Annotated in this window: 23 protein-coding genes; 8 read left to right on the plus strand and 15 right to left on the minus strand. The window is 41.9% G+C overall.

All coding sequences use genetic code 11. From position 1 onward, the window contains the following. The first annotated feature begins 15 nt into the window (after positions 1 to 15). Complete coding sequence (locus H9Y05_RS04315) at positions 16 to 438, plus strand: ankyrin repeat domain-containing protein (RefSeq protein WP_216713590.1); 423 nt, start codon at positions 16 to 18, stop codon at positions 436 to 438. Continuing rightward, the gene (locus H9Y05_RS04320; protein ID WP_216713591.1) at positions 435 to 1,016 is read left to right on the plus strand and encodes a hypothetical protein; all 582 of its coding nucleotides are present in this window, start codon (positions 435 to 437) and stop codon (positions 1,014 to 1,016) included. Before H9Y05_RS04315 ends, H9Y05_RS04320 begins: the two co-directional genes overlap by 4 nt. 57 nt (positions 1,017 to 1,073) lie before the next feature. Here the strand turns inward: H9Y05_RS04320 and H9Y05_RS04325 are convergent, their stop codons facing one another. Then, positions 1,074 to 1,376, minus strand: coding sequence for a hypothetical protein (locus H9Y05_RS04325; protein WP_163490866.1), 303 nt, complete (start codon positions 1,374 to 1,376; stop codon positions 1,074 to 1,076). Positions 1,377 to 1,475: 99 nt separating this feature from the next. On the opposite strand from H9Y05_RS04325, the gene H9Y05_RS04330 reads away from it, so the two are divergent. Together H9Y05_RS04330 and efp are read left to right on the plus strand one after the other, a co-directional pair. Then, positions 1,476 to 3,020 (plus strand): sensor histidine kinase, encoded by a 1,545-nt coding sequence (locus H9Y05_RS04330; protein ID WP_216713592.1) that lies wholly within the window; start codon positions 1,476 to 1,478, stop codon positions 3,018 to 3,020. A gap of 69 nt (positions 3,021 to 3,089) precedes the next feature. Further along, a complete protein-coding gene (gene efp, locus H9Y05_RS04335; RefSeq protein ID WP_163490864.1) occupies positions 3,090 to 3,656 on the plus strand; it encodes an elongation factor P in 567 nt (188 codons plus the stop codon). A 243-nt stretch (positions 3,657 to 3,899) separates the two neighbouring features. Here the strand turns inward: efp and H9Y05_RS04340 are convergent, their stop codons facing one another. From H9Y05_RS04340 to H9Y05_RS04375, 8 genes are all read right to left on the minus strand, one after another. Beyond that, complete coding sequence (locus H9Y05_RS04340) at positions 3,900 to 4,853, minus strand: AAA family ATPase (RefSeq protein ID WP_216713593.1); 954 nt, start codon at positions 4,851 to 4,853, stop codon at positions 3,900 to 3,902. An 85-nt stretch (positions 4,854 to 4,938) separates the two neighbouring features. Further along, positions 4,939 to 6,291 carry a peptidylprolyl isomerase gene (locus H9Y05_RS04345; RefSeq protein WP_163490862.1) on the minus strand — a complete coding sequence of 451 codons (1,353 nt, stop codon included), beginning with the start codon at positions 6,289 to 6,291 and terminating at the stop codon, positions 4,939 to 4,941. Then, on the minus strand, positions 6,269 to 7,090 hold the full coding sequence (locus tag H9Y05_RS04350) for a hypothetical protein (RefSeq protein WP_163490861.1): 822 nt from the start codon (positions 7,088 to 7,090) through the stop codon (positions 6,269 to 6,271). The genes H9Y05_RS04345 and H9Y05_RS04350 overlap by 23 nt, the downstream gene beginning before the upstream one ends. 31 nt (positions 7,091 to 7,121) lie before the next feature. After that, the gene (locus H9Y05_RS04355) at positions 7,122 to 9,089 is read right to left on the minus strand and encodes a peptidylprolyl isomerase (protein ID WP_163490860.1); all 1,968 of its coding nucleotides are present in this window, start codon (positions 9,087 to 9,089) and stop codon (positions 7,122 to 7,124) included. Positions 9,090 to 9,254: 165 nt separating this feature from the next. Then, positions 9,255 to 10,298: a serine hydrolase domain-containing protein gene (locus H9Y05_RS04360; protein ID WP_216713594.1), complete on the minus strand. Its 1,044-nt coding sequence runs from the start codon at positions 10,296 to 10,298 to the stop codon at positions 9,255 to 9,257. Position 10,299: 1 nt separating this feature from the next. Further along, positions 10,300 to 11,208 (minus strand): Ppx/GppA phosphatase family protein, encoded by a 909-nt coding sequence (locus H9Y05_RS04365; RefSeq protein WP_216713595.1) that lies wholly within the window; start codon positions 11,206 to 11,208, stop codon positions 10,300 to 10,302. Continuing rightward, the gene (locus H9Y05_RS04370) at positions 11,193 to 12,527 is read right to left on the minus strand and encodes an ABC transporter permease (protein ID WP_216713596.1); all 1,335 of its coding nucleotides are present in this window, start codon (positions 12,525 to 12,527) and stop codon (positions 11,193 to 11,195) included. The genes H9Y05_RS04365 and H9Y05_RS04370 overlap by 16 nt, the downstream gene beginning before the upstream one ends. After that, entirely contained in the window at positions 12,524 to 13,450 is a 927-nt protein-coding gene (locus H9Y05_RS04375; protein ID WP_163490855.1) for an ABC transporter ATP-binding protein, read from the minus strand. Before H9Y05_RS04375 ends, H9Y05_RS04370 begins: the two co-directional genes overlap by 4 nt. Before the next feature lie 403 nt (positions 13,451 to 13,853). On the opposite strand from H9Y05_RS04375, the gene H9Y05_RS04380 reads away from it, so the two are divergent. The 3 genes from H9Y05_RS04380 (at position 13,854) to H9Y05_RS04390 (ending at position 17,030) form a co-directional block, all read left to right on the plus strand. Beyond that, the gene (locus H9Y05_RS04380) at positions 13,854 to 15,308 is read left to right on the plus strand and encodes an aminoacyl-histidine dipeptidase (RefSeq protein ID WP_163490854.1); all 1,455 of its coding nucleotides are present in this window, start codon (positions 13,854 to 13,856) and stop codon (positions 15,306 to 15,308) included. A 56-nt stretch (positions 15,309 to 15,364) separates the two neighbouring features. Further along, complete coding sequence (locus H9Y05_RS04385) at positions 15,365 to 15,589, plus strand: DUF3820 family protein (RefSeq protein WP_163490853.1); 225 nt, start codon at positions 15,365 to 15,367, stop codon at positions 15,587 to 15,589. 85 nt (positions 15,590 to 15,674) lie between these two features. Then, positions 15,675 to 17,030, plus strand: coding sequence for a PQQ-dependent sugar dehydrogenase (locus tag H9Y05_RS04390; RefSeq protein WP_216713597.1), 1,356 nt, complete (start codon positions 15,675 to 15,677; stop codon positions 17,028 to 17,030). A 37-nt stretch (positions 17,031 to 17,067) separates the two neighbouring features. On the opposite strand, the gene H9Y05_RS04395 is transcribed toward H9Y05_RS04390, so the two are convergent. Together H9Y05_RS04395 and H9Y05_RS04400 are read right to left on the minus strand one after the other, a co-directional pair. After that, on the minus strand, positions 17,068 to 17,436 hold the full coding sequence (locus H9Y05_RS04395; protein WP_163490851.1) for a DMT family protein: 369 nt from the start codon (positions 17,434 to 17,436) through the stop codon (positions 17,068 to 17,070). A gap of 59 nt (positions 17,437 to 17,495) precedes the next feature. Then, on the minus strand, positions 17,496 to 18,065 hold the full coding sequence (locus H9Y05_RS04400; protein WP_216713598.1) for an MliC family protein: 570 nt from the start codon (positions 18,063 to 18,065) through the stop codon (positions 17,496 to 17,498). Between the two features lie 141 nt (positions 18,066 to 18,206). Here H9Y05_RS04400 and H9Y05_RS04405 point away from each other — a divergent pair, with 141 nt between their 5' ends. After that, positions 18,207 to 20,261: a site-specific recombinase gene (locus H9Y05_RS04405; RefSeq protein WP_216713599.1), complete on the plus strand. Its 2,055-nt coding sequence runs from the start codon at positions 18,207 to 18,209 to the stop codon at positions 20,259 to 20,261. Here the strand turns inward: H9Y05_RS04405 and H9Y05_RS04410 are convergent. From H9Y05_RS04410 to H9Y05_RS04425, 4 genes are all read right to left on the minus strand, one after another. After that, positions 20,258 to 21,070: an alpha/beta hydrolase gene (locus H9Y05_RS04410; protein WP_216713600.1), complete on the minus strand. Its 813-nt coding sequence runs from the start codon at positions 21,068 to 21,070 to the stop codon at positions 20,258 to 20,260. The two genes, H9Y05_RS04405 and H9Y05_RS04410, sit on opposite strands and share 4 nt — an antisense overlap. 27 nt (positions 21,071 to 21,097) lie before the next feature. Beyond that, complete coding sequence (locus H9Y05_RS04415; RefSeq protein WP_235992108.1) at positions 21,098 to 22,039, minus strand: NAD(P)-dependent alcohol dehydrogenase; 942 nt, start codon at positions 22,037 to 22,039, stop codon at positions 21,098 to 21,100. Between the two features lie 386 nt (positions 22,040 to 22,425). Next, positions 22,426 to 22,992: a pentapeptide repeat-containing protein gene (locus tag H9Y05_RS04420; RefSeq protein ID WP_216713601.1), complete on the minus strand. Its 567-nt coding sequence runs from the start codon at positions 22,990 to 22,992 to the stop codon at positions 22,426 to 22,428. Positions 22,993 to 23,066: 74 nt separating this feature from the next. Beyond that, positions 23,067 to 23,951 carry an energy transducer TonB gene (locus tag H9Y05_RS04425; RefSeq protein ID WP_216713602.1) on the minus strand — a complete coding sequence of 295 codons (885 nt, stop codon included), beginning with the start codon at positions 23,949 to 23,951 and terminating at the stop codon, positions 23,067 to 23,069. Positions 23,952 to 24,069 lie beyond the last annotated feature (118 nt).

The raw sequence follows: 24,069 nt of genomic DNA on the forward strand, positions 1-24,069 counted from the left end.
AAGATTATATAAGATATGAATGAAGATGAGTTCTTGGATTGTGTTTTTGAGGGAGACATTGAAGCCGTCAAAAAAGTAATTGTAGAAAATGATCGTCCGGGGGTAAATTTTGTATGTCATAAGTTAAATGCGACTCCTTTGATTATTGCTGTTGACTCCGGATTTCCTGCAATGGTGGAGCTATTTTTAATGAACGGTGCGAATCCCGATTTTACCCGACCTGGGTTGTCACTCCCATTGTACCACGCAATAGAATTGGCAGAAGAAGCTGCAGATTATCAAGGAACAGATGATTCCGGCTTACTTGAGATCATCCGGTTGTTGATGGAATATGGGGCGAATGCAAATGCACTTAATTACAATGAAACGTCCCCCGTTGATTATGCTGCACACAGGTACCCGCCCGCTTTGAAAATTATCAATAACTACGTGAAATGAACGAAGATCAACTGAAAGAAACGGTAATTGACTACTTCCGGAAAAAACGCTATGACGAACGAATGATCCCGAAAACACATTTTGACATCATTCACGAAATTGACGATGAGCTGACGATCCGAATTGAACCGTTACTGGATCGGAATTACAGCCATTCAACTGATTTTGTACTTATATTGAACCCAAAAGGATGGATCAACGGAACATATGAGTTTATGGGAGATGAAGAGGTAGGTGTATTGAAAAATACTCCGGATCATATTCACTGGGCGCTGTTGTTTAAACTCAGTTTAACAGGAGAGGTGGCGACCTGTATTTTTAATTCCCGTCGCTTGGTCGATGATGAAATTCAGGTAGAGCAAGTGAGTGCAAATGATCTTCCTGTAGAATTACAATCCCGGATCACGTCGATTGTTCACATCATGGAATCTTACAATTATCAATTTGTGAGCCTGGAAGAGTTAGAGCAGCAAAAAGACTGGGCCAATGCTATTTTTAAATTTCGGGATGGTTATCAGCCAACTCTTTATGACTTGTTATTTGGATCCTTCGAATTGTATACGGAAGCAGACATATGAACCTTGCGTAAAATGTATAAGTAACACTTTCTGTTAATCCAAGCAATAATAGCTTACCTATTTCTTCCTTGAAAACCGGTAAGCAATCAATCCGGGGATTCCAACCGTAAAAATAAACGCCAGCATGTATCCGGAAGGTTTCAGGTAAAAATCTTTGATGCCTGTCATATCTGCTTCATTGTAGCCCAATCCGATAAAATAAGACAAGCTCAGCGGTGCATCTTCCGTAATGTCCTGAATACCGTTGCCATATGAAATTACCCCCGGAAATAAATTAATGGGCAATGTCCACAACGGAATGGAAACAACCAGGAACAGGATGAGAAAAATAAGAAAAGGCTTGTTTTTTAACGCGTTCATACAATGAAAATCAAATTCAGACGGGAAAATTAACCAAAAAATACCCAACCCAATAAATAAAGGAGTATTTTTATCGTTTTCACCTGCGTGGCAGATAAGATGAATCTTTATTCAAACAAACAAAAATGGAAAATTGCCCTGCTGATAGTTGCTCTACTATTGGTCGGAGTTTCTTTGTTTATCTCCAACCAGATCGTATCGAAAGTCGGGGAGCAGGAGCGTCAGCGTGCAAAACAATGGGCGGGAGCTATCAAGAAAAGGGTGGAACTTATTCAGTTGACCAACCGTACCTTTACACAGCTAAGAGAAAAGGAGCAGGAAAAAATAAAGTTGTGGGTAGAGGCATCAAAAGAAGTGGCCAATCCAACGACGCTGTCTATTCCTGAATTCCCAATGCAGATTGTCAAAGACAATAATAACATTCCTGTGATCTTGTTGGATGACCAACGGAACATCTCCGGGTTCAGAAATATTTCGTTCGATACTTCTGACTTGCGTCCCCGCTATCCGGAACTTTCATCACGAGCGCTTGAAAAACGGTTTGAAGATTCCCTCCGGGTGCTTTCCGAAGTCTGGAAAAAGAAAAATCCGTCGTTTACCGTTGAAGTGTATGAAGACTTGTTTATGACGTATGTGTATGATGATTCAAAAGAGATTGTACGATTAGAAAAAGAACGTGATTCCCTGTTTCGTTCTTTCAACAAAGAATTGATCGAGAATGAAGGATTGGTTCCCGTTATTCTGATCAATCAGGATACCCGGCAGATTGTCGGAACAAATATTACCGATTCACTGTTGATGAAAAAAGAGTTGTCGGTATTGACCAGAGAATTGGCTCGCAACAATGATTCACTGATCATTGATTTCAACAACGGCGAGCGAAATGTACTGTATTTTGACAGTAGTGCGGAATTGAAACAATTACACTATTTCCCGTACATCCAGTTCCTGATTATCGGTTTATTCGGGTTCATTGGCTATGTATTGTTCAGTACATTCCGGAAAGCAGAGCAAAACCAGGTCTGGGCGGGGATGGCAAAAGAAACAGCACATCAGTTGGGAACACCGATTTCATCCCTGATGGCATGGATTCAGTTACTCGAATCCCAACAAGCAGATCCGATGATTGTGACGGAGATGCAAAAAGATGTGGACCGGTTGGGAATTGTCACAGACCGTTTTTCGAAAATAGGAAGTGGTGCCAATCTGGAAGCAACGGATTTGTCCGGTACGGTGACGGAAATTATTGAATACCTGAAACCACGCGTTTCCAAGCAAATAGAATTTACAACGTCTGTTCAGGGCAATGTCATTTCTCCGCACAGTGCGTCATTGATTTCCTGGGTGCTTGAAAACATTTCAAAGAACGCGATTGATGCGATGGAAGGGAAAGGGAAATTACAAATTGTGCTGACGACAACACCGGAATGGGCGCATATTGACATCAAGGATACAGGAAAGGGGATGACCCCGAAGCAAATCCGAACGATTTTCAAACCGGGATATACAACCAAAAAAAGAGGGTGGGGACTGGGATTGACATTGGTGAAGCGAATTGTGGAGGAGTATCACAAAGGGAAAGTATTTGTAGTTGAATCACAACCGGGAGCAGGTACTACCTTCAGAGTCAGTATTCCTATGTAGAATGATTTTTTTCGTTTTGAAAAAAGATTATCTTTGCATCCTGAAAAAAACGAAAATAAACAATAAAGAATGGCAACTACAGCTGATATTAAAAACGGATTGTGTATCAAACACAACGATAAGTTATTTCAAGTTATTGAATTTCAACATGTGAAGCCGGGAAAAGGCCCCGCTTTCGTTCGAACAAAGATTCGTCAGATCGAATCAGGTAAAGTATTGGATCATACGTTTTCCGCAGGACACAAAATTGAGATTGTTCGCATTGAAAACCGTGAATACCAATACCTGTATGAAGAAGCGGATTCATTTGTATTCATGAATAATGAAACATTTGAGCAGGTGAATATTCCCAGAACAATGGTCGAAAAACCATTGTTTTTACAAGAAGGAATGATTTGTAACATCTTGTATCATGCAGAAGAAGAAATGCCGCTTGTAGTGGAATTGCCAATGTATATTATTTCCGAGGTTACGTATACAGAGCCGGGAGTGAAAGGAGATACGGCAACGAATTCATCCAAGCCTGCAACCATCGCTACCGGGGCGGAAGTAAAAGTTCCGTTGTTTATCGGTAACGGAGAAGTGATCAAAATCGATACACGCACAGGTACTTACGTTGAACGTGTGAAAAATTAATAAAACTTCATAGAAGTGGGAAAGGATGCTGAACGGCATCCTTTTTTATTTTTCGGAATCATGTTCGTTGAGGATGACGTTGTGGGGTTCTGATTATAAGGAGACGGAATAACGAAACACCTGGTATGGTATGCTCAAAAGAGTTCCAACGGTGGTATATCCACTTTTTCAATCAGGTCAAACCATTCCATCACCAACAGGATGTGTCAGGGATATTTTAAGAAAGTCCGATAGAGAGGGACTTCAGAGTAATTCTTCAATGATACGCTCCATCGAATACCCTTCTGCTTCTGCCCGGTAATTGCGAACCAGACGGTGACGTAAGATTGGCTTTGCAACAGCTTTTACGTCTTCAATATCCGGAGAATATTTTCCGTTGAGTGCTGCGTGGCATTTTGCTCCTACGATGAGGTATTGCGACGCACGGGGTCCTGCCCCCCAGGTAATATAATCCTTGGTCAGTTGAGTTGCAAATTCCGAGTTGACACGTGTTTTTCCAACCAATTTAACGGCATATTCCAATACATTATCTGCTACCGGGATCCGGCGGATTAATTCCTGGTAGCGAATAATTTGCTCACCGCTTAATACTTGTTTTAATTCCACTGAAGCATCCGTTGTGGTAGCCCGCACGATTGCCAGCTCTTCCAGGTAGCTTGGATAATCTACCCAGATATTGAAAATAAAACGGTCCAATTGCGCTTCCGGCAGGGGATACGTACCCTCCTGTTCGATCGGGTTCTGGGTTGCCAACACGAAAAAGGGTGCCAGTAATTGATACGTTTTTCCTGCAGCCGTTACAGAACGTTCCTGCATGGCTTCCAACAATGCTGATTGCGTTTTAGGCGGGGTACGGTTGATTTCGTCCGCTAAAATAATATTGTTGAAAATAGGACCTTGTATGAACTTAAAACTGCGGGTTTCATCAAGGATTTCTGAACCTACAATGTCAGAAGGCATTAAGTCCGGTGTAAACTGAATCCGGTTAAAGGAAAGTCCCAATGTCTGAGCAATGGTATTGACAAGTAATGTTTTGGCAAGCCCCGGTACACCGACGAGCAGGCAGTGTCCACGGGAAAAAATGGAAATCAGTACCTGATCCACCACTTCGTCTTGTCCCACGATTACTTTATGAATTTCATTTTTTAACTCCTTGTAATGTTGAACTAACTCCTCAATTGCTGCTTTATCAGACATAAATGCTATTTTAGGTTGTTACTTTTGATGCAGTCAAACTTACACAAAAAAAAGATGTTTTATGTGATTTTTTCCCGGCGATGTATTATTTCGTAATCCAATCGTATTTATACGTACAATCCTTGTATGGCTCACTGATTTTTACATAAGCCAGCTTAATTTTTTTTGCCACCCATTCATCTACCATTTCCTGGTGCTTGGTGCTTTCTGCCGCTTTTTGGATCAATGGGTAATCTTCTTTTAAATTTGCTTTGTGCGGTTGTGTTCTGAGTGCCAGTCGAACAATGCGGACACCTTCTTTTCTTGACATCATGTCGACATACAAATTCGGTTCTGTAATTTGCCCGGGACTCATTTCTTTTGTCAGGATATAGATTTGGTTGTCAATCTCGTTCAGTGCTGCCGCATCCCATTTCTGATCTCCGGTGTACGGGTTGGTAATGATTCCCTTATTTTGTTTTGTCGCCTCGTCGTTAGAATAGGTCGTAACAGCATCATCCCACGTAATTTCATTTGCTTTCAATCTGCGGTAACAGGAATCCATCCGAATGGCTGCTTTTTCCAGGGATTCGGTTGTATAAGTCGGAACTTTCAGAATGTGCGCACATTTATAATTGTCTCCTTTCCGTTCGATCAATTTTACAATGTGGTAACCGTATTCCGATTCGAATACCTCTGAAATTTCACCTTCCTTCAAACTAAATACAGCTGCTTCGAACGGAGCGACCATCATTCCACGTCGTGCACTGATTTCACCTCCCTTGTTGGCACTTCCCGGGTCATTTGAGTTCAAACGTGCCAGCGTCGCAAAGTTTTTTCCCGAACGTGCCTGATCCAGGAGCTTTTGAAGCTCGTCACGTGCCCGTTGCTTATCCGCTTTTGTAATTTCGGGATACAACACAATCTGCTGAAACATCATCTGCATGTTGATGTATGGAATACTATCGGCAGGAAGGCTTTCGAAAAATTCTTTTACTTCCCGCGGTGTTACTGTCAGGTCTTGCGTGATTTGCCGCTCCATTTCCTGTGCGAGCATCCGCTCCCGGATAATTTCCCGGAATTCCGCTTTGATCTGGAGAATGGTTTTTCCATAAAACTTTTCCATTTTCTCGCGTCCGCCAATCTGTTCCTCAATCACACGAATCCGGTTTTCCATTTCGGAGTCAACTTGTTGGTCTGTTACCACCAAACTGTCCAGCAAAGCCTGGTTGACCAACAGGTTTTGATACATAATTCCTTCCAGAACGGAGCATCTTAACTCCTGTGTGACAACCATTCCGGCCTGTTTTGCCTGAACAACCTGCGCCTCAATATCGGAGTTGAGAATAATATTATCCCCGATCTGGGCAGCAATTCCGTCCAATGGAATGCGGGAAAGTTGTGAAAACCCAACTTGAGTAAACGTTAATAACAAACTAATACTTACTAGTAATCTCATGTTTTTGTTTTATTTTTTGTACAAACGAAGCGCTGTTCTTTTCCTTCAGTTCGTTCAGTTTCTGGCTCATTAATAATTGTTCAATTACCGGCTTCAAAAAATCGACCGGGGGTGTTGCATCTTTGAGTTTAAAATCAATGATGTTCAGGTAATAAACGTATTGACCGTCTGAAAAGTATGTTTTTGTCCGGTTGAGAACAAGGTTGTCTTTGTTCAGTTTTTCCGTTGGAGCATCTTTTGTTAATTCATCGAAGTAGACCCATGTGCTGTCGTCATAATAAAAATTATCAGCGTAAAGTTTAGCATAACTGACGACTTTTGAATAGTCTTTATCCTTTTTTAACAAATAATACTGTTTCAGCTTATCCTGGTCCGGTGCTTCCTTCGGAACTTTAATGTACAGCGCTCGGACAATATAATCGTTGAGAGCGAAATCTTCTTTGTGATGGTCGTAGTAATCCAGGATCAGACTGTCGGAAATTTCTGTTTCCAGTTCTTTTTGAATGTGCGATTCTTCCAGGTAAAAACGGGATAAATCTCCCTGGTACCAATTCATTTTTGAACGAATAATTGCTGCTTCTCCCGGATTTTCTTTTTCCAGTTCCTGGATGAATACCTGCCGCTCGATCCACTCTTCTGTAAATTTCTTTCGGTCTTCTTTTGCTTCCGAATCGTATCCCAGGTGTTCCATTAAAATGAGCGCGTCATTTTCTGTCAATGATACATCATTCACTCTCGCCCATTCTTTCCCATTGGAACCACAGGAGAAGAGCACCACTATAAAAAAAAGGCTGACCAAAGCGCCAGCCTTAGATAATCGATATGTTTTTTTATTTACCAAGCGAGTACAATACCTCTTCGTTGATTTTTATTTTGTGTTTTTGTTCCAGTTCTTTCAACCATTCTTTTTCCAGGTATGTCTGGTAGTCTGAGGTGATTAATCCTTTTGCTTCTGACAATTCCTTGTTCTTCGCTTCAATCACTTCATTGAGCACAATTACATAGTTCTTTCCGTCAAACGCATATGGTTTGTTAACACCTTTTTTCAATGGCTGATTTAACAGGTATGGAGTTTTGGATACCTCAAACTTACCGGACCTCACACGCAGATTCAATTCCGTATTGTCGTTGATAATTTTTGAGATGCTGTCGGAGCTGATTTTTTTCTTTGCGAGTTTGAAGACTTTTTTCGCAACATCCGGAGATACGGATTCATAAGCTACAACGTCGTATCGTTTTTCCCAAGTGTATTTACCTTTGTTGGCGTCGTAAAACTCTTTTAATCCCACCGTGTCTTTCATGGCTTTATTCCATACCTTGTCACTCATGATCTCATACAACAAAATTCCATCGTGGTATTCGTTCATCAACGCTTTATATTCCGGGTATTTTACAGGAAGTTTTGTCTTTTCCAACTCAACAACCGTATTGTTGACCCATTCAGGATATGCTTTTTTCGCTACTTCATTCAGTGCGTTCCCTCTCGTCAAACGCGGGTTTTCGTTCATATATTTAACAAAATCTGCTTGTGTATAGTTTTTTCCGTCGACTGTAAACAGTGATTTTGAAGAAGCAGGTACTTTTGCAGGGTCAAATGTTCCTTTGTAAATACTGGAATCCATGTTTTTTTCAAACCACTTGATGGACTCTGCAGATTGATCTGTGAATTTGTATTCTTTCTTCAACTTTTCAATGTAGCTGTTTTGTGTCAGACCTGCCCGTTCATCCCGGTTTACACGGCTTTCGATTTCTTTTTTCAGGTCATCAAATGATTTCAATGGCGTCAGTTCAATCCGTTTGATGATGTGAAATCCGAAGTCGGATTGAATTGGTTTGCTGAAATCTCCGTCTTTGTTCAACGAGAAAGCAGCTTCTTCAAATTCAGGAATCATGCGTGTTGTTGCACCTGTTCCGAATAACGGTAAAACACCTCCGTTGGAAGCGGAAGAAGGGTCGTCTGAGTATGCTTTTACAAGGTCTTCAAATTTTTCTCCTGCTACTAACTTTGTATACAATTCATTGGCTTTAACACGTGCTTTCTCAATCACGTCTGCGTCATCTGTTTGCTTGTTTGCTGCGATCATCAGGTGCGCGGCTTTCATCGTACCCCGTGCAGGACGTTTATCGGTTACTTTCAGGATGTGGTAACCAAATCGTGTTCTGACAGGCATGGAAACTTCTCCGACTTTCAGGTTGTATGCTGCGTTTTCGAACGGGTATACCATTTGAAATGCTGTGAAATACCCCAAATCTCCTCCGTTGGTTTGTGCAGACGGATCTTCTGAACCGCTATCTTTGGATTTTGCCAGTTTTGCAAAATCTTCCCCTTTCACCACCTTATCGCGGATTGCCATGATACGTTTGTATGCTTTCAGCGTATCTTCCGGAGATGCGGACGGATCTACTTTGATCAGAATGTGTGAAGCTCTTACTTCCGTTTTCATGCGCTCGTATGCCTGATCTACCAACGTTTTGTTCATTTCGTTGTCCGTCAGGTACGGTTGCGCCAATTGCTTCTGGTATCCTTCCAACTCGCGTTTCAACTTTGGAATGGTATCATACCCCAATGCTTCAGCTTCAGCAACTTTTAATTGAAACTTTTTGAACAGTTCGATGTATTCATCCAACGTTTGCTTATCGTACTTCGGGTTGTTGTTGTTTTTCAGATAGATTTGAAGGAATTCGGATTTTGTAATTTTTTTTCCGTCCACTTCCATCAATACCGGATCTTGTTGTGCAAATACTGTTGTTCCTACAGTAAATGATAATCCAAGTGCAATCAACAATTGTTTTTTCATAGAGTTTTAAATTTCAATCAGCCCAAAAATAAGGGTTACAACTAATTTTCGCGTAAAATTAAGAATAATTTAAGTTTTGAAGAACAGATAATGGCACAGGAATCAAAAAATGAAAGAGATTCTTTCTCAAATTCTTTGTTACAAATAATAAAGTGACCTGGCCATCTATTTTAATTCTTCCAACAAACCAAAACATAACCGATCAATTCCCCCATCACCCTGAGCGATGTTGGACAACAAAATGATTCCGTTTTTGTGTTGTACGTCCAATGCCATTGAAGAGGAATAACCTCCCGTTCCGCCATTGTGCCACAGGTATTCAGCACCTGTTTTGGATAGAACGATATGCCAACCCATACCAATTTTCATCCGGTCATTGATTGTGAATGTCGGTACATGCGTCAACGCTAATTCTTTGTTGCCCGGATTAAACTGAGCGATTGCAAATTTGGAGAGATCAGTAACAGAAGAAATAATGCATCCTGTTCCTGCAAACGCGTCCCAGTCCCAGTTGGATGCCTCACTTCCATCTTCCTGCATGCCTTTTACCATCCGGTTTTGAATGCTGTTACCAGAAGTATACGTCGCCGTCATTTCATAGCGATCGAAAATCAATTCCCGGACTAATTCCCGGTAAGTGGCTTTTTGCGAAATACCGATAATTGTCCCCAATAATCCAGCTCCCGTGTTCGAATAATCATAGGCCGTTCCGGGTTTTGCGTTCAATTTTAACCCATCTTTCAGGTACTGTTGAAAATCACTAATGGTGTAATTTTTATAGGGATTGTCGTGAATGAATTCAGTGGTCACAAAATTGGCTGGAAGTCTGGGAAGTCCGGATGTGTGATTTGACAGTTCGATTAATGTAATGGGTTGTTTTTCTTTGAATTTAAACCTGAAGTACTGATTGGCTGTTGCCTGCGGTTTTATTTTTTCGTTCACAATGCAATGTGCAAGCAGGGTAGCGGTAAATACTTTTGTAATGGAACCGATTTCAAATAAAGCATCTTTATTTTCAATCAGACGAATACTATCGCTTTCTTTGATGAACCCGTAAAAAGCAGGAACACCGTTTTCAATGACTGCTACGGCTAATTGAACGTTATCGGGAAGTTTACTAAAATAATCTTTTAACGCTGTTGACTGTTCCGGTTGTGAAAACAGGGAAGTGCTGATTGTCAGGAAAAATACGGCAGCAATTAATTTCATTTCAGGATGGTTTGTGAGGTGCAAATAAAGCTCCTTCTTTCAATGAATAAGGAGAGATCAAGAGTTGTTGTACACCGAGTTTTTTCAGAATCCAGTTGATCTTGGCAGATGCAATGGGAATCATGATCTGCCGGATCGGGATAATGTATTGATTCTGTCTGCGTTGTTCCAGTGTGGATTGCATGATGTGTGTAAGGACATTTTTCAATTCGTCAACCGTCATTGGAATACAGGCGTGTGAATTGGGAAACTTTTGCTGAAAATAGACTTCGTGCAGCGTTTCAAAGGTCCCGGAAGAACCAATCAGGATATCGCATTGGATGCCATCCAGCTTCCCATGGGAATGCTCTTCCAGCCAATTTTCAATGGTGTGAATGTCTTCTTTACTGATGGGGTCATTCAGTTGCAATTGCTGATAGATCCTCGAAACTCCGATGTTCAGACTCACGGCTTTTTGAATTCCGTCCTTGTCTGCCAGGATAAATTCCGTGCTTCCTCCTCCGATGTCCATGATGACAGCGGGTCGGGTATAATCGTATGAGCATCTGACTCCCCGGTGAATCAACTGCGCTTCTTCCAATCCGGAAATAACCGTCACCCTAATTCCCGTCTGACGATATACCAACGCGCAAAACTCATCTCCGTTAACAGCATCCCGTATGGCAGATGTGCCAAATGCACGGATTTCTCCCACTTCGTATTCATCACATTTCGCTTTGTACACCCGGAGTGCCTGCAAAGCACGATCAATAGATGCTTCCGCCAGTCGTTTTTCATTGATTCCTCCCATTCCCAATGCGACACCTATTTTATCGTGATATAGCGTTTGGAAGGTGTCTGCTTCTACAGTGGCGATCAATAAATTGAACGTATTCGTTCCCAGATCGACGACAGCTACTTTCTTAGCCATTTGAACAGGTGTTGGAGTTTCAGACGGTGACCGAATTGCAGTACCCCGTTTTTGTAAAGCCTGGAGGCAACCGACAAACAAAAGAATGCTGACAATAGCAAAACAATAAGTGATAGCCAAATTTGATACGCTTCTCCTGCTGCATAGCCGTAGGTCAATTTGACCATTACAACAACAGGGGAGGTAAACGGAATGTAGTGCAGCCATCCTGTCAATTCACTTTCGGGATTGGCGACAGTATAATAACCTGCATAGGCGGACAGTGCCAAAATCAACAGGACAGGAAGGATAAATTGCTGTCCGTCGTTTTCTGTTCCCGCTGTGGAACCAATTGCTGCGAAGAAAGAACCGTAAAACAAGTAACCTCCAATGAAAAACAAGACAAAAAAGGTGAGCATGACGCCAAAATTCACACGTTCATAGACCAGATCCACAATGGTATTGAATTCTTTACCTGCATAGAGTTTTTCCTGAACAGATAAAATGCGCCCGTTGTCTGTAAGCTCAGCCATATTCATCGAAGACGCGTCGTAGATACTCGGAAACATCCACTCCCGCATCAGGTACAAACCGAGTCCGATGAATATGATCCAGATAAAAAACTGGATGAATGCGGAAATCCCGACACCGGTTAATTTACCGAATAACAACTGTTGCGGTCTGACAGATGCCAGTAACACTTCCACAATTCGGTTGCTTTTCTCCGAGGTTACGCTTCGTAAAATCGTCATGCCAAACAAAGCGATGAATGCCAGAATGACCATTCCGAAGAAAAATCCCACCCATGTCCGTACATCTGAAGTCTGATCATAAGGATCATAAACATTTCTGAACGAGAATTTAATCGGTTGTTTGATTTCCCGGAATGTTTGAACAGAGAGGTCTGTAAACCGCTGAATCATGACTTCTTCCAACCTTCGTTCCACCTGGTACTGTACTTTTGCCTGCAAGTTGAAGGAAGGTTTGGTCCGGTAAAAAACATAGGACAATTTATTACTCAGTACTTTTTCATTGATTTCCACCATTGCATCGTATTGCTGGTAGCGTTTCCCATTAGCAAAATCAGTGTGTTCGATGTAGTCATTGGCAAACGAATAGGTCACATTCGGGTCCGGGTGGGGCATTAACTTGTTATCGAGAATTCCTGCCTTGTCTGTTACCAGTATATTCCATTTTTCAGCTTCATTTCCGCCGAATACAAATAACAGGTACACGAGTCCCAGAATAATCAGCGGACCGAAAATAGCAAACAGAACGTAGGACCTCGATCCGATCCGTTCTTTCACTTCACGAAGGGCAATTATCCAACTGTTTCTCATAGGGCTTCCGTTAATTTAGGTTGAACAATTGAAATGAAAATATCTTGCATAGTGGGCAGGACTTCCCATGCCGCTTCGATCTTTACTTGTCCGATCAATACCTTTAACAAGTCATCGAAGGTATTTTCTCCGCGCATTTTAACACGTACAATAAACAGGTTGTCAGAAGGGTTCTCGGTATCTACGACTTCAAAACCAGACCACAATGCATTGGCAAAGGCAATCATGTTTCCGCGAAACCGGATGGCGTACAGTCCTTCTTTTCGTTCTTCCTGAATGTCGGCAACGCGCCCTTCCAATAATTTTTTCGAATGATGAATCAGTGCTACCCGGTCACAAATTTCTTCTACACTTTTCATGTTGTGGGTAGACAGAACGATTGTTTTTCCCTGGTTGCGCATGTGGATGAGTTCGTTTTTTATCAATTCCGTATTGATGGGATCAAACCCGCTGTATGGTTCATCTAAAATCAACAGTTCAGGTTCGTGTAAAACAGTGCAAATAAATTGAACTTTTTGTGCCATTCCCTTAGAAAGCTCTTCAATCCGCTTCTTTTTCCAGTCACCGATTTCAAATTTATCGAGCCAGTAATTGAGCTTTGCAGTAACATCTTGCTTGGACAATCCCCGCAATCTCCCCAGAAATACAGCATGATCTTCCACAGTCATTGATTTGTACAATCCCCGTTCTTCCGGCATATAACCGATGTGCTCCAGGTGTTTGCGGGTCATGATGGCACCATTGATTCTCACAACCCCATTGTCGGGCTCTACAATGCGGTTAATGATGCGAATTAACGTTGTCTTTCCGGCTCCGTTGGGACCGAGCAGACCGAATATCTCTCCTTTTTCAGCTCCCAGTGAAACATCGTCCAATGCCTGTTTCCGGAAAAAGGATTTAGAAATATGTTCAACAGATAACATATAAATTGTTCGTTTTAGCAATCAATCAAAGATAGAAAAATATTAACCGTACACGTGCAAAGAATCAGATAAAGTTCACAGACATTTTCCCCGATACACCGGAGTGTTCAACAGAAAAGCCTGATCTCAATCGTAACTGTATTGACGATGTGTATTCACAAGAATAAAAAAGGGACCCGAAACCGGGTCCCTCATATCATTAACCTGTAGACGTTAATAATTGATCCTGCCTTATTAACGGATGGTTGTTGAAAAGGTTTCATTTTCGGAATTAAAAAAATACAGTCAAAAAAGGATTTTTCCGTAAGTCATTTGTAATCAGAGTTAAAAAATGCGTTTTTCACCGGGAAAGTTTCAGGCCCCGAATCCATCCTTTTCATTACTTTTGTAAAAAACACAGAAAATGTCAGTAAGAAACTTAGAACCGAAAGAAATGTGGAATCATTTTGCAGACTTGAATGCAGTTCCACGTCCCTCTAAAAAAGAAGAGCGCGTCATTCAGTTTATGATTGATTTTGGTAAATCACTCGGATTGGAAACGAAAACAGATGCCATTCAGAATGTCATTATTAAGAAACCGGCATCTCCGGGAATGGAAAACCGGAAGACTGTGATTCTGCAATCGCACCTGGACATGGTTCACCAGAAAAACGCGGATACGGTTTTTGATTTCGATACACAAGGCATTGAGATGATTGTAGAAGGTGACTGGGTACGTGCAAATGGTACAACCTTAGGTGCCGATAACGGAATAGGTGTGGCGACAATTATGGCTGTTCTGGCGTCTGATACGATTCAGCATCCTGCTATTGAAGCCATGTTTACCATCGATGAAGAAACAGGAATGACAGGAGCAATGCAGCTGGATGGTTCCAATTTTAAAGGAGAAATTTTATTGAATCTCGATACGGAAGACGATGATGAGTTATCGATTGGATGTGCGGGAGGAATTGACACCAATACAAAATATACCTATGCCGAAGAAACGGTTGAAGCCGGAAGTGTGCACCTGACGATTTCCATCCGGGGATTACTGGGAGGACACTCCGGAATGGACATTGACAAAGGAAGAGGAAATGCGAATAAACTGATGAACAGAATTTTGTATCATTTGCTGTCCCTGCACCAATTCCAACTGATTTCAATCGACGGGGGAAGTCTCCGCAACGCGATTCCGAGAGAATCTACAGTTGTCATTGCCATCGCAAAAGACGATTTGAAAGCCGTAAAAACTTCTATTTCTGAAATCTCGGAAATTCTGAAACACGAATACAAGACCATTGAACAGGCGTTGGTAATTGCTGTCGAAGAAAAAGGAGCGGGAGGGAAGGCCGTTGCGCATGAGGACATGATCAAAATTGTTAATGTGCTGTATGCTGTTCCAAATGGTGTATTCCGCATGAGTCCGGATATTGAAGGATTGGTAGAAACTTCTTCAAGTCTGGCGCGAGTTATCGTTGCTGATGGAAATTTTGTCACGCAATCATTGCAGCGAAGCAGTGTTGAGTCGACGAAAGCAGACGTTGCCAATGCCGTCAGAACTGCATTTGAAACAGCAGGAGTTGCCGTTGTTCAGACAGGTGACTATCCGGGATGGCAGCCGAACCCGAATTCAGAGATTTTAACACTGATGCACCAGTTGTATGTAAAACGTTTCAATGAAGAACCGCAGATCAAGGCGTGTCACGCAGGATTGGAGTGTGGAATCCTGGGGAAACATCTTCCGGGAGTGGACATGATTTCCTTCGGACCCAATATCCGGGCAGCACACTCTCCGGATGAAAAAGTACAGATTTCATCTGTTCAGAAATTCTGGGGATTCTTTCTGGAAGTATTGCAACAAACACCAGTAAAATAAACTAAATCTTCCGGGGGACGGCAACTTGCAATCCCCCGGAAGATTCATCTGTATCAATGTCGGAAAAAACACACCAACAGCAATTAGTTGAGCTGGCAAATATGAAGATGCCGTTTGGAAAATACCAGGGACGTTACCTGGTGGATTTACCCGAATACTATGTTGTCTGGTATAGAAACAACGGATTTCCAAAAGGAAAACTGGGTGAGCAGCTCCAACTGATTTATGAAATAAAAGTCAACGGACTGGAGCACTTGATTCGTCCCTTGATCCGGAGGTAATTGAAAGCAAATGCTTCTTTTTGAGGCAACTCACGTCTAACTACTACGTCTTGTAATTACTACGCACGCTAAATTGATCCGGATTATGCGCAATTTTCTGTTGTTATTCTTTTCTTCGTTCTATTTTTCCACAACAGGTATTACACAGGATGTGTGGACACTGGATTCAACTGAAGTACATGTTGAAACAGCAGTTGATGCATCCCTTGTGGATGGCGCCTGGGATATTCATTGGGGACCGGACAATAAATTGTGGTTTACCGATTTGGAATACATCAAACGATATGATCCTGCCACTTTACTGGTGGATACAGTGCTGTTCAGGCCGGGTGACAATGGCTTGGGGATTGTAACTCACCCGGATTTGCTGAATGGAACACCTTATGTATTCATCGCATTCGATACTGCTGCTTACTATGCATCAAACGATTGGGTAGATGTGTATAGGTATGAATTTTCCGGTGGACAACTCATCAATCCGTTGCTTATTTTTTCGTATTCCCATGTCGGTGAGCATGCCGGAGGTCGGATGGTGATCACAGCTGATAATAAATTGATGCTCACAACAGCTGACTACTGGTTTGGCGGAGACCCGTTAAGAGGCAGAACGTTGCGCCTGAATTTAGATGGCTCCATTCCTGCTGACAATCCCGACCCGACAACCTACGAATATTCTTCCGGACATAGAAACCCGCAGGGATTGGTTCAGATTCCGAATGGTAACGTTTACAATTCGGAACACGGGCAATTCGGAGTGGATGAAATCAATCTGATCCGACCCGGTCGACATTACGGTTGGCCTGCTTATGACGGAGATGCGTGTTCCGACTTTGTTCCCGATAGCTGTAGTTCGGCTACGTATAGTTATGAATCACCTTTACTTCTTCTCACGATGTCACCACCTTCCGGACTGGATTTTTATAATCATACAGCTATTCCGGAGTTCTCCAACAGTTTACTGGTAGGAACGTTGGCCAGCCGTGCAATCGATGTGCATACGCTGAATACTGCCGGTGATGCTGTTACCGGTTCTTTAAGAGTATTTTCTCAAGGATACGGACGGATCAGAGATGTAGCCGTAGCACCTGACGGAAGTGTGTATTTTATCGGGTTTGACAGAGATCCCGAATCAAAAAATGCCATTTACAGGATTGTAAACCCATTATCTGTCGGCGTGTCAACTATTGAAAATGAATGGGCGGGGAGTCGCTTGTTTCCGAACCCGGCACATGATCAGTACAACTTAGTGTTGCATCCATTCAGTGATGGCGTTACAATTGCACTGACACACGTAACCGGTGAAGTGATCTCCTGTTCGGCTGTTGAGAATGGTGTAAAACAACTGAAATTTTCTACCGCGGAGTTATCCCATGGAATTTATTTTGTTCAAATAATGGTCCGGGGTAGAATCGTTGAAACATTAAAATTGCTGGTTGAATGATGTTTTCAATAAACTATTTGTGCTTTCCGGGATCTGCTTACTTCTTGAAAATAAAGTAAACGGCCAGTACCAGGAATACAAAACCGATCACGTGATTGGTACGTAGGACTTCCCCTTTAAACATCAATAATGTGAAACCGGTAAAAACAACCAGGGTGACGACTTCCTGGATGACCTTCAATTGCCAAAGAGAAAACGGGCCGCCATTTCCTTCAAAACCAATTTTATTGGCAGGTACCATTACCATGTATTCAAAGAAAGCAATCAGCCAGCTGAAAAGGATAACTTTGAACAGGCTCCAATTGGAAAACCAGTTATATTCCTTGAATTTCAAGTGTCCATACCATGCAAATGTCATAAAGATGTTGGACATGATTAACAGTAAAATCGTGTACGTCGCTTTCATCGGTTAAAAACTTGTTTTCCGTTTAAAATGGATGCAAAGGTATTTTTTTACCACAATTATTACTTGGTGGTAAACACAATTTTTCCGTTTTTCTTAAGTTCGATTTGCTCCCCTTTGCCACGCAGTTCATACGTATCATTGGTGTACCAGATTCCGGATGCTGCACGTTCAGCCGTCAGTTCAATCACTTCTCCGTTTAGTGTTAAAGATGCGGTTCCTCGGGAGTTGTTAAAAACCATTGACAATTCAGTTCCTTCTTTGCTTGTTGCAGTACTTTCAACCACTTCATCACCGGTCGAGAACACCGTTTCCCCGTCTTTTTTCAACTCAATTTCCTCTCCCTTTCCACGTAGTTCAAACGTATCGTCTTTGTACCAGATTCCGGACGCCGGATGTTGACCAAACAGTTCAATAGATTTTCCCTCATATATAAATGCAACACTTTCTTTGGTGTTGTTGAACGCAAGTTCCAGTTGCTTTCCTTTGGAATCCGTATAGGTTTTCACAACAATGTCATTCGGATCAATGTGATCCAATGGATGATGACTCACAGATTTCTCTCCGCAGGAGGAAAAGATTAATACTGCCGGAACAATAAGAAGTGCGAAAAAATGATTTAGTTGCTGCATGACGTGCTGTTTTATAGATACGACACCTAAAGATATTAAAAAATAACAATTGTATCAATTGAAGGGTAAAATACTTAATTTAGTACTGTTTTATGCAATGGTTGCAGGTAAAACTGCCTTTACAGAAAAAGAACGGACAGAATGAAACTCGGAAACGTATTCAAAAAGAAACCAAAAGAACAGAACAAACGAGCGATTTTAGAAGAATTGTTCCAAAAATATACATCGTTTTCTTCAGATTCAGTAACATATACGGGAATTGAATTGCTGGTAGACGTTGTGGATGTATTCCGCCCGGCTGATATGAAGCAGTTTGAGAACGTTGACTTATCTCCGTTACTCGATTTACTTATTGAAAAGGAAGCGTGTAAAGATTTTTTTGCGACGTATATTTCCAACCTGCTCAAGCACAAAGAACTTGACCGGATTATTTCAGATACAGGCATTCTCAAGGATACAGATTTTTTGTACGAAGTGAGAAAACGGATTATTGAAAAGATTTTACCGGTACAACCTTCTGAAGACACCCTGCAGTTTGTCCTCAACCAGGTCTTTTATTCCAGCTCCGATCCAATCTGGCTGGGTACGATTCCCAAGCAACAGATTGATCAATTATATGCTTTGTGTGCATTTCGATCTGTTTACCATGGAAGCAAAGACAATTTCGCACTGGCGGAAATCATGTATGGAGTTGAAGTGCTGGTCAACCGGATTTCCGGGAAAGCGATGGAAACAGATGTCAATAAAATGGTACCCGAATTGCAGAATTTCGACAGCCCTTTTATTGCGATTCAACGGGAAATTGCTGATTTGAATGAACGGTTGATGGCTTCCCCTGAGCGGTATGTATCATCGAATGACCTTGCTTATAAGCAAATTTTACTGCTGCACAAACAGTGTGAAAAATACGTGGATACGGCATTCAACAATTCACATAAATATGGTATTTCATTAAAGGTAAACCAATCGTTGTTGAGAATCCGCCAGCAGTTAGACAGGATCAAACAACTACTACCTTTTTTTGCATTGGATTCAGAGCATGATGCCGACCGAAAAACAATTGACCTGGGATTGTTGCTGATCCGGTACAATTGCCATAAAAACAACGTTCGAAAGTTGATTAACGAGAGTACACAGTTACTTTCTTATGAAATTACACAGCATACGGCGCAGACAGGTGAACATTACATAACCAGGACGCGAAAAGAGTATTTCAAAATGCTGCGAACGGCTGCAGGAGGGGGATTAATTGTGGCCTTTCTATGTGTATTCAAGGTGTTGCTGGGTAAAATTGAAACAAGTGATTTCGGGCACGCATTGCTTTACAGCATGAATTACTCGATCGGATTCATCGCCATTTATCTTTTCGGATGTACGCTTGCAACCAAACAACCAGCTATGACGGCTTCAGCACTGGTCAGTGCACTGGAAAACGGAAAGAAAATCAATGGAAAAGACGATCCGGATAAATACCGCAACTTTGCTGTGTTTTTTGCCCGTGTCTTTCGGTCTCAGTTCATTGCGTTTTTCGGAAATGTAATGTTTGCTTTTCCCATAGCACTGCTGTTGATTTGGGGAATTGACAGTGTGTTTCATTACAACATCGCAGAAAAAAAGTGGTTTACACTTGTGAATGACCTCAATCCGATGGGGTCACCTGCAATTTTTCATGCTGCGATTGCCGGTTTTTTCTTGTTTATATCGGGGATTATAGCAGGAAGTATTGCTAACAGGGACAAACACAACTCTGTTTATTATCGTATCCAGGAACATCCCATTTTAAAGAAAACATTCGGAAAAGAGCGCACCAAACGGTTTTCCAAATTTTATGAGAAAAAATGGGCGGGTATCATTTCCAATTTCTGGTTTGGTGTGTTTATGGGAAGTACGGCTTCGATCGGTATTTTTATAGGGTTGAATCTGGACATTCGCCACATTACGTTTGCGAGCGGAAACCTGGCACTTGGATTGTACGGTGCCGACTTTCAGCTGTCGACGGACATGATCGTCTGGGGAATCATCGGGATCGGTGTGATCGGGTTGGTTAACTTCCTTGTCAGTTTTGCACTTTCACTGATACTTGCGTTTCGGTCACGGAGCATCCCGTTCATTGAATTGCGATTGGTTGCCGGCTCTATCTGGAAGCATTTCAAACAAAAACCCTTGCATTTCTTTTTTCCGCCACGAACCTCTTAATGAGTTTTGCTGCCTGAAAACAGCTGATGAAACGCCTGGTAGATACTATTGTGTAAAATAGAGGCATGATCTTCCGACTTCATTTTATTGAAAGTGATTTTCTGATAGTTCGATAGAATTTTTGCCAGCTTGGCAGCATCTTTTTGCATAATTGGATGCTCTTTCCCGCCAACAGCAATGTACACAAAACGATCGTGTTGTGTTTGCTGACGAATCAATCCATCGGCCTGGTTAATCAGGGACTGATCATCCCACCATAAGCTTGGACTGATGATCAGGTAGTGTGAAAACAATTCCGGTTTTTTCAGTAAAATTTCAGTTGCCAGCAAACCGCCAAGTGACTGCCCGATGAGGTAATTGGTTCCGTTTGTTTTATACTGTTGCTCAACATATGGTTTTAATTCCGTCTCTACAAATTGAATGAATGGATCGGAATGACCGGTCGTGGGATATGCCTGTTTTAATTCCTCAACGGTTGTGGGATGAGTAAAATCGCGCTTTCGGTCTATGTTCTCAATGCCGATAAGAATCACTTCCGGCATCTGGAATGTCATGTGGTAAAACTGTACCAAACCGGCGATGTGCAAAAAATCTTCGTGGTAAGAACCGTCCAGCAAATAGATAACGGGATAACTTTTTGTCCGGTCAAATGAATCGGGTAGATAGACATTTAATCTCCGTTCTTCGTTCAAAACAGAAGAATACACGGTTTTGATTTCGCCGATTTGCAATGGCTGTGTGCTGCTTTCCTGTGCGTTAGTCTGAAAAACAAAGAAATACAGGAGAAGAAAAAGAAAAAAACGGTTCATAATTCGATTGTTGAGAACGCGACCAAGTTACGCATTATCTGCGATGATTTTTACCACTACGTTTCCTTTTTTACGGCCTGTGTCCACATAACGGTGTGCTTCAACGATTTCCGTTAAGAGGTAACTTTTATCGATGTGGGCATGTAATTTTCCTGCTTCAAACAATTGTTTTAGAAACGTGATCTCCTTTTTCCGTTCTTTCGCCATTGATAATCCCCCTACCGTCAGGTAAATTCCGTTTGGCTTTAACAGTGCGGCAAACGTTTTTTTTGTCGTTTTCCCGACAGCATCGTACACCATATCGAATGGATCGTTTAATTGCTTGTAGGCTTCACTGGTGTATACCACAATTGCATCACTTCCGAGTTGCCGGGCTAATTCCACACCTTGTTCACTACAAACAGCAGTAACTACCGCACCGTGCGAGCGGGCGATTTCCACACCGGCTGCTCCGACAGATCCCGTGGCACCGTAGATTAATACGCGTTGGCCGGCTTTAATTCCTGCTTTGTGAAGAAAGAATGCAGATGTCATTCCGCCAAATAAAATGGCGGCAGCTTCTTCAAATGTAGCGTTGGAAGGTTTGTGATCAATCGGGCTGTCTTCCGCTACGGTAATATATTCCGCGTATGTACCGAATTTGAAGCCACGGCTTCCGAATACTTCATCTCCGGGTTGGAACTGACGTACCTGTTTCCCGACCGCTTCTACCACACCGGAATAGATTGTTCCCAATACCGGTTTGCGGGGACCTTTAAACCCCAGAACGAATCGCATAATGATTTTCATAAAACCATCCACAGCCAGTCCCCGAACCCTGACATCTCCTGAATTGACAGCTGTTGCATGAATTTTTACCAATACTTCATTGTCCTTTGGTACCGGTTTTTTGAGGGTGGTTAGTTGTAGAACTTCAGGTGCGCCGTAGGTGGTGCAAATCACCGCTTTCATGTTCGTTGGTTGTGTCATAGTGTATGGCAGTTTTAAATTCATTAATGGCTAAACTGATTATTACTCCTATTTCAATTAAAAAGTAACTGAGACCGATAATAGAAATTGTTTCAAAATGAAGAATCAGTAAAAGTCCGGTAAAAATACAGTAAAGAATATTTGCTGTGCCGATGATTACGAGAAAAAGATTTCGCCCGGATGTTAAAAAGAAAAAACAACAGAAAGAATACAAACTCAATCCTCCTGCAATGACAGCGAGAATGTTCAGAACATGAGCAGGTATTCCGATGTGAAATTGAAAAGGCTTGAGTATGAATAGCATGCAGACAGCTGTCAGTAACGCGCCGATCGCATCGATGAGAAAAAGCAATTTAGGGGAACGACTAATTCTGCGGAATCGCTGTTTATTGTTCAATGAGGATGTCATATTTGTTGAGAAGACCGGTAATAGCGGGGAGTGAAAACCGGGCTTTTTTGATTTTGTTTTGCTCCGGGTTGATTACATAATTAACCGCAGATCTGAAATCTGCTTTTACCAGGGTTGTCTGATCGAAAACAGCTCCTCTCAGGTCACAGTTGTTAAAAACGGATTCAGACAAATCGCTGTTCGAAAAATCAACCTCTTCTAACTGGCAGGAGACAAAATTTGTCTTTCGGATTTTTAACTCGAAATAGGAAGAATGTCTGAGTTGACAATTTTCAAATGAAAATTCAATTCCGAACGGATTGCAGGCGTCAAACCGGAGTCCGAGCATTTTGCAATCCTTAAAATGTACATTCCTGAATGCCGTTTGCGTCAGTTTGGCAAGACTGAGGTTACATTCTTCGAATGTGCAGTCATTGAATCGAACCTGAGATAAATCACTTTGTTCAAAATTACAGGCAATAAAGGTGCAATTATCAAATTCAGAATGGGGGACAGATCGGGTAAAATCCAGTCCTTTAAATGTATTGTCCTGTATATAACTCATACCGGTAAATGTACAAAATTAGAACCGTTGAACGGAGAGAAAGAAATCAAATTACTCAAAATTTTCCTTGTTTTTCAGAGTTTGAATTGAATGGGAAGATTGAATTCCGTGTCAACCGGATGTCCATTCTGTTTCCCGGGAATCCAGTCAGGCATGGAACGAATAACACGGATGACTTCATGGTCGAAGTTTTTACTTTTGGGGACGGATCGTATGATTTGTGGCTGTTTAATTTTTCCTTCCTTGTCGATGATGAATTTTACATAAACAGTTCCTTCTATTTTCTTTTTTCGTTCCCGTTCAGGATACACTAAATGTTGCCGGATATATTGCATTAAACTGTCAACCCCACCTTTAAATTGAGGCATTACTTCAGAGAATTGACAGACTTTTTCTTCTGCGGGCGACGGTTCAATGTATACGATATCTCCAAGTAGTTGCTCTGTAGAGGACGGAGGAGAAATGACAGGGGCTCCCATTGTCGGACTCACATCAGAGGCTTCACAGGTTGTTTGTATGGATTTATCGTTTGAAGAAGTGGTGCATTCTCGGCGGGTTGTATCGACATCGACCGAATCTTGTGGTGCGAATTCTAAGGTGATGCCATCATTTTTTGTCGTTGGAGGTGAATCATTGCATCCTGTCAGTAGCAAGGCACCAATGGTTAGAATATAAAATGATAAATCGGTGTTTCTATGGTGGTGCGACAAGGAACGAATGGTGACCAGTATGTCGGAGTACGAAAAGTCCATTTGTGCTGGATTAATTCGACCGCATACTTGCTGATTCCGGTTTAAGAGCAAGTATTCAAGGATTTCCCGGCGGTCCATCTGAGTAAAATCCTTCACATGTTTCTGACAACTGTCACAAAAACGGGAACGGACACTAATTTTCATTTGCTCCCAGTCTTCGGTGCATGGATTCGGAATATCCACCAATTTTTTCATTTGTTGCTTCATTTTCTGTCGTTTATTGCTGGCAAGATAGGTGAAAAACAAGTGAAATGGTCGTCTGTTGCTTGGGCAGAAACACCTACCTATTCTACTGTTGTTATTTCTGTTTCATCCGTATTTTCGA

The sequence above is a fragment of the Taishania pollutisoli genome (assembly GCF_014518315.1).
Classification (GTDB): domain Bacteria; phylum Bacteroidota; class Bacteroidia; order Flavobacteriales_D; family Crocinitomicaceae; genus Taishania; species Taishania pollutisoli.

Excerpts from the sequence above, each read along its gene's own strand:
- H9Y05_RS04315 (WP_216713590.1), top strand. The coding sequence starts at position 16 with ATGAATGAAGATGAGTTCTTGGATTGTGTTTTTGAGGGAGACATTGAA.
- H9Y05_RS04320 (WP_216713591.1), top strand. The coding sequence starts at position 435 with ATGAACGAAGATCAACTGAAAGAAACGGTAATTGACTACTTCCGGAAA.
- H9Y05_RS04325 (WP_163490866.1), bottom strand. The coding sequence starts at position 1,376 with ATGAACGCGTTAAAAAACAAGCCTTTTCTTATTTTTCTCATCCTGTTC.
- H9Y05_RS04330 (WP_216713592.1), top strand. The coding sequence starts at position 1,476 with ATGAATCTTTATTCAAACAAACAAAAATGGAAAATTGCCCTGCTGATA.
- efp (WP_163490864.1), top strand. The coding sequence starts at position 3,090 with ATGGCAACTACAGCTGATATTAAAAACGGATTGTGTATCAAACACAAC.
- H9Y05_RS04340 (WP_216713593.1), bottom strand. The coding sequence starts at position 4,853 with ATGTCTGATAAAGCAGCAATTGAGGAGTTAGTTCAACATTACAAGGAG.
- H9Y05_RS04345 (WP_163490862.1), bottom strand. The coding sequence starts at position 6,291 with ATGAGATTACTAGTAAGTATTAGTTTGTTATTAACGTTTACTCAAGTT.
- H9Y05_RS04355 (WP_163490860.1), bottom strand. The coding sequence starts at position 9,089 with ATGAAAAAACAATTGTTGATTGCACTTGGATTATCATTTACTGTAGGA.
- H9Y05_RS04360 (WP_216713594.1), bottom strand. The coding sequence starts at position 10,298 with ATGAAATTAATTGCTGCCGTATTTTTCCTGACAATCAGCACTTCCCTG.
- H9Y05_RS04365 (WP_216713595.1), bottom strand. The coding sequence starts at position 11,208 with ATGGCTAAGAAAGTAGCTGTCGTCGATCTGGGAACGAATACGTTCAAT.
- H9Y05_RS04370 (WP_216713596.1), bottom strand. The coding sequence starts at position 12,527 with ATGAGAAACAGTTGGATAATTGCCCTTCGTGAAGTGAAAGAACGGATC.
- H9Y05_RS04375 (WP_163490855.1), bottom strand. The coding sequence starts at position 13,450 with ATGTTATCTGTTGAACATATTTCTAAATCCTTTTTCCGGAAACAGGCA.
- H9Y05_RS04380 (WP_163490854.1), top strand. The coding sequence starts at position 13,854 with ATGTCAGTAAGAAACTTAGAACCGAAAGAAATGTGGAATCATTTTGCA.
- H9Y05_RS04385 (WP_163490853.1), top strand. The coding sequence starts at position 15,365 with ATGTCGGAAAAAACACACCAACAGCAATTAGTTGAGCTGGCAAATATG.
- H9Y05_RS04390 (WP_216713597.1), top strand. The coding sequence starts at position 15,675 with ATGCGCAATTTTCTGTTGTTATTCTTTTCTTCGTTCTATTTTTCCACA.
- H9Y05_RS04395 (WP_163490851.1), bottom strand. The coding sequence starts at position 17,436 with ATGAAAGCGACGTACACGATTTTACTGTTAATCATGTCCAACATCTTT.
- H9Y05_RS04400 (WP_216713598.1), bottom strand. The coding sequence starts at position 18,065 with ATGCAGCAACTAAATCATTTTTTCGCACTTCTTATTGTTCCGGCAGTA.
- H9Y05_RS04405 (WP_216713599.1), top strand. The coding sequence starts at position 18,207 with ATGAAACTCGGAAACGTATTCAAAAAGAAACCAAAAGAACAGAACAAA.
- H9Y05_RS04410 (WP_216713600.1), bottom strand. The coding sequence starts at position 21,070 with ATGAACCGTTTTTTTCTTTTTCTTCTCCTGTATTTCTTTGTTTTTCAG.
- H9Y05_RS04415 (WP_235992108.1), bottom strand. The coding sequence starts at position 22,039 with ATGACACAACCAACGAACATGAAAGCGGTGATTTGCACCACCTACGGC.
- H9Y05_RS04420 (WP_216713601.1), bottom strand. The coding sequence starts at position 22,992 with ATGAGTTATATACAGGACAATACATTTAAAGGACTGGATTTTACCCGA.
- H9Y05_RS04425 (WP_216713602.1), bottom strand. The coding sequence starts at position 23,951 with ATGAAGCAACAAATGAAAAAATTGGTGGATATTCCGAATCCATGCACC.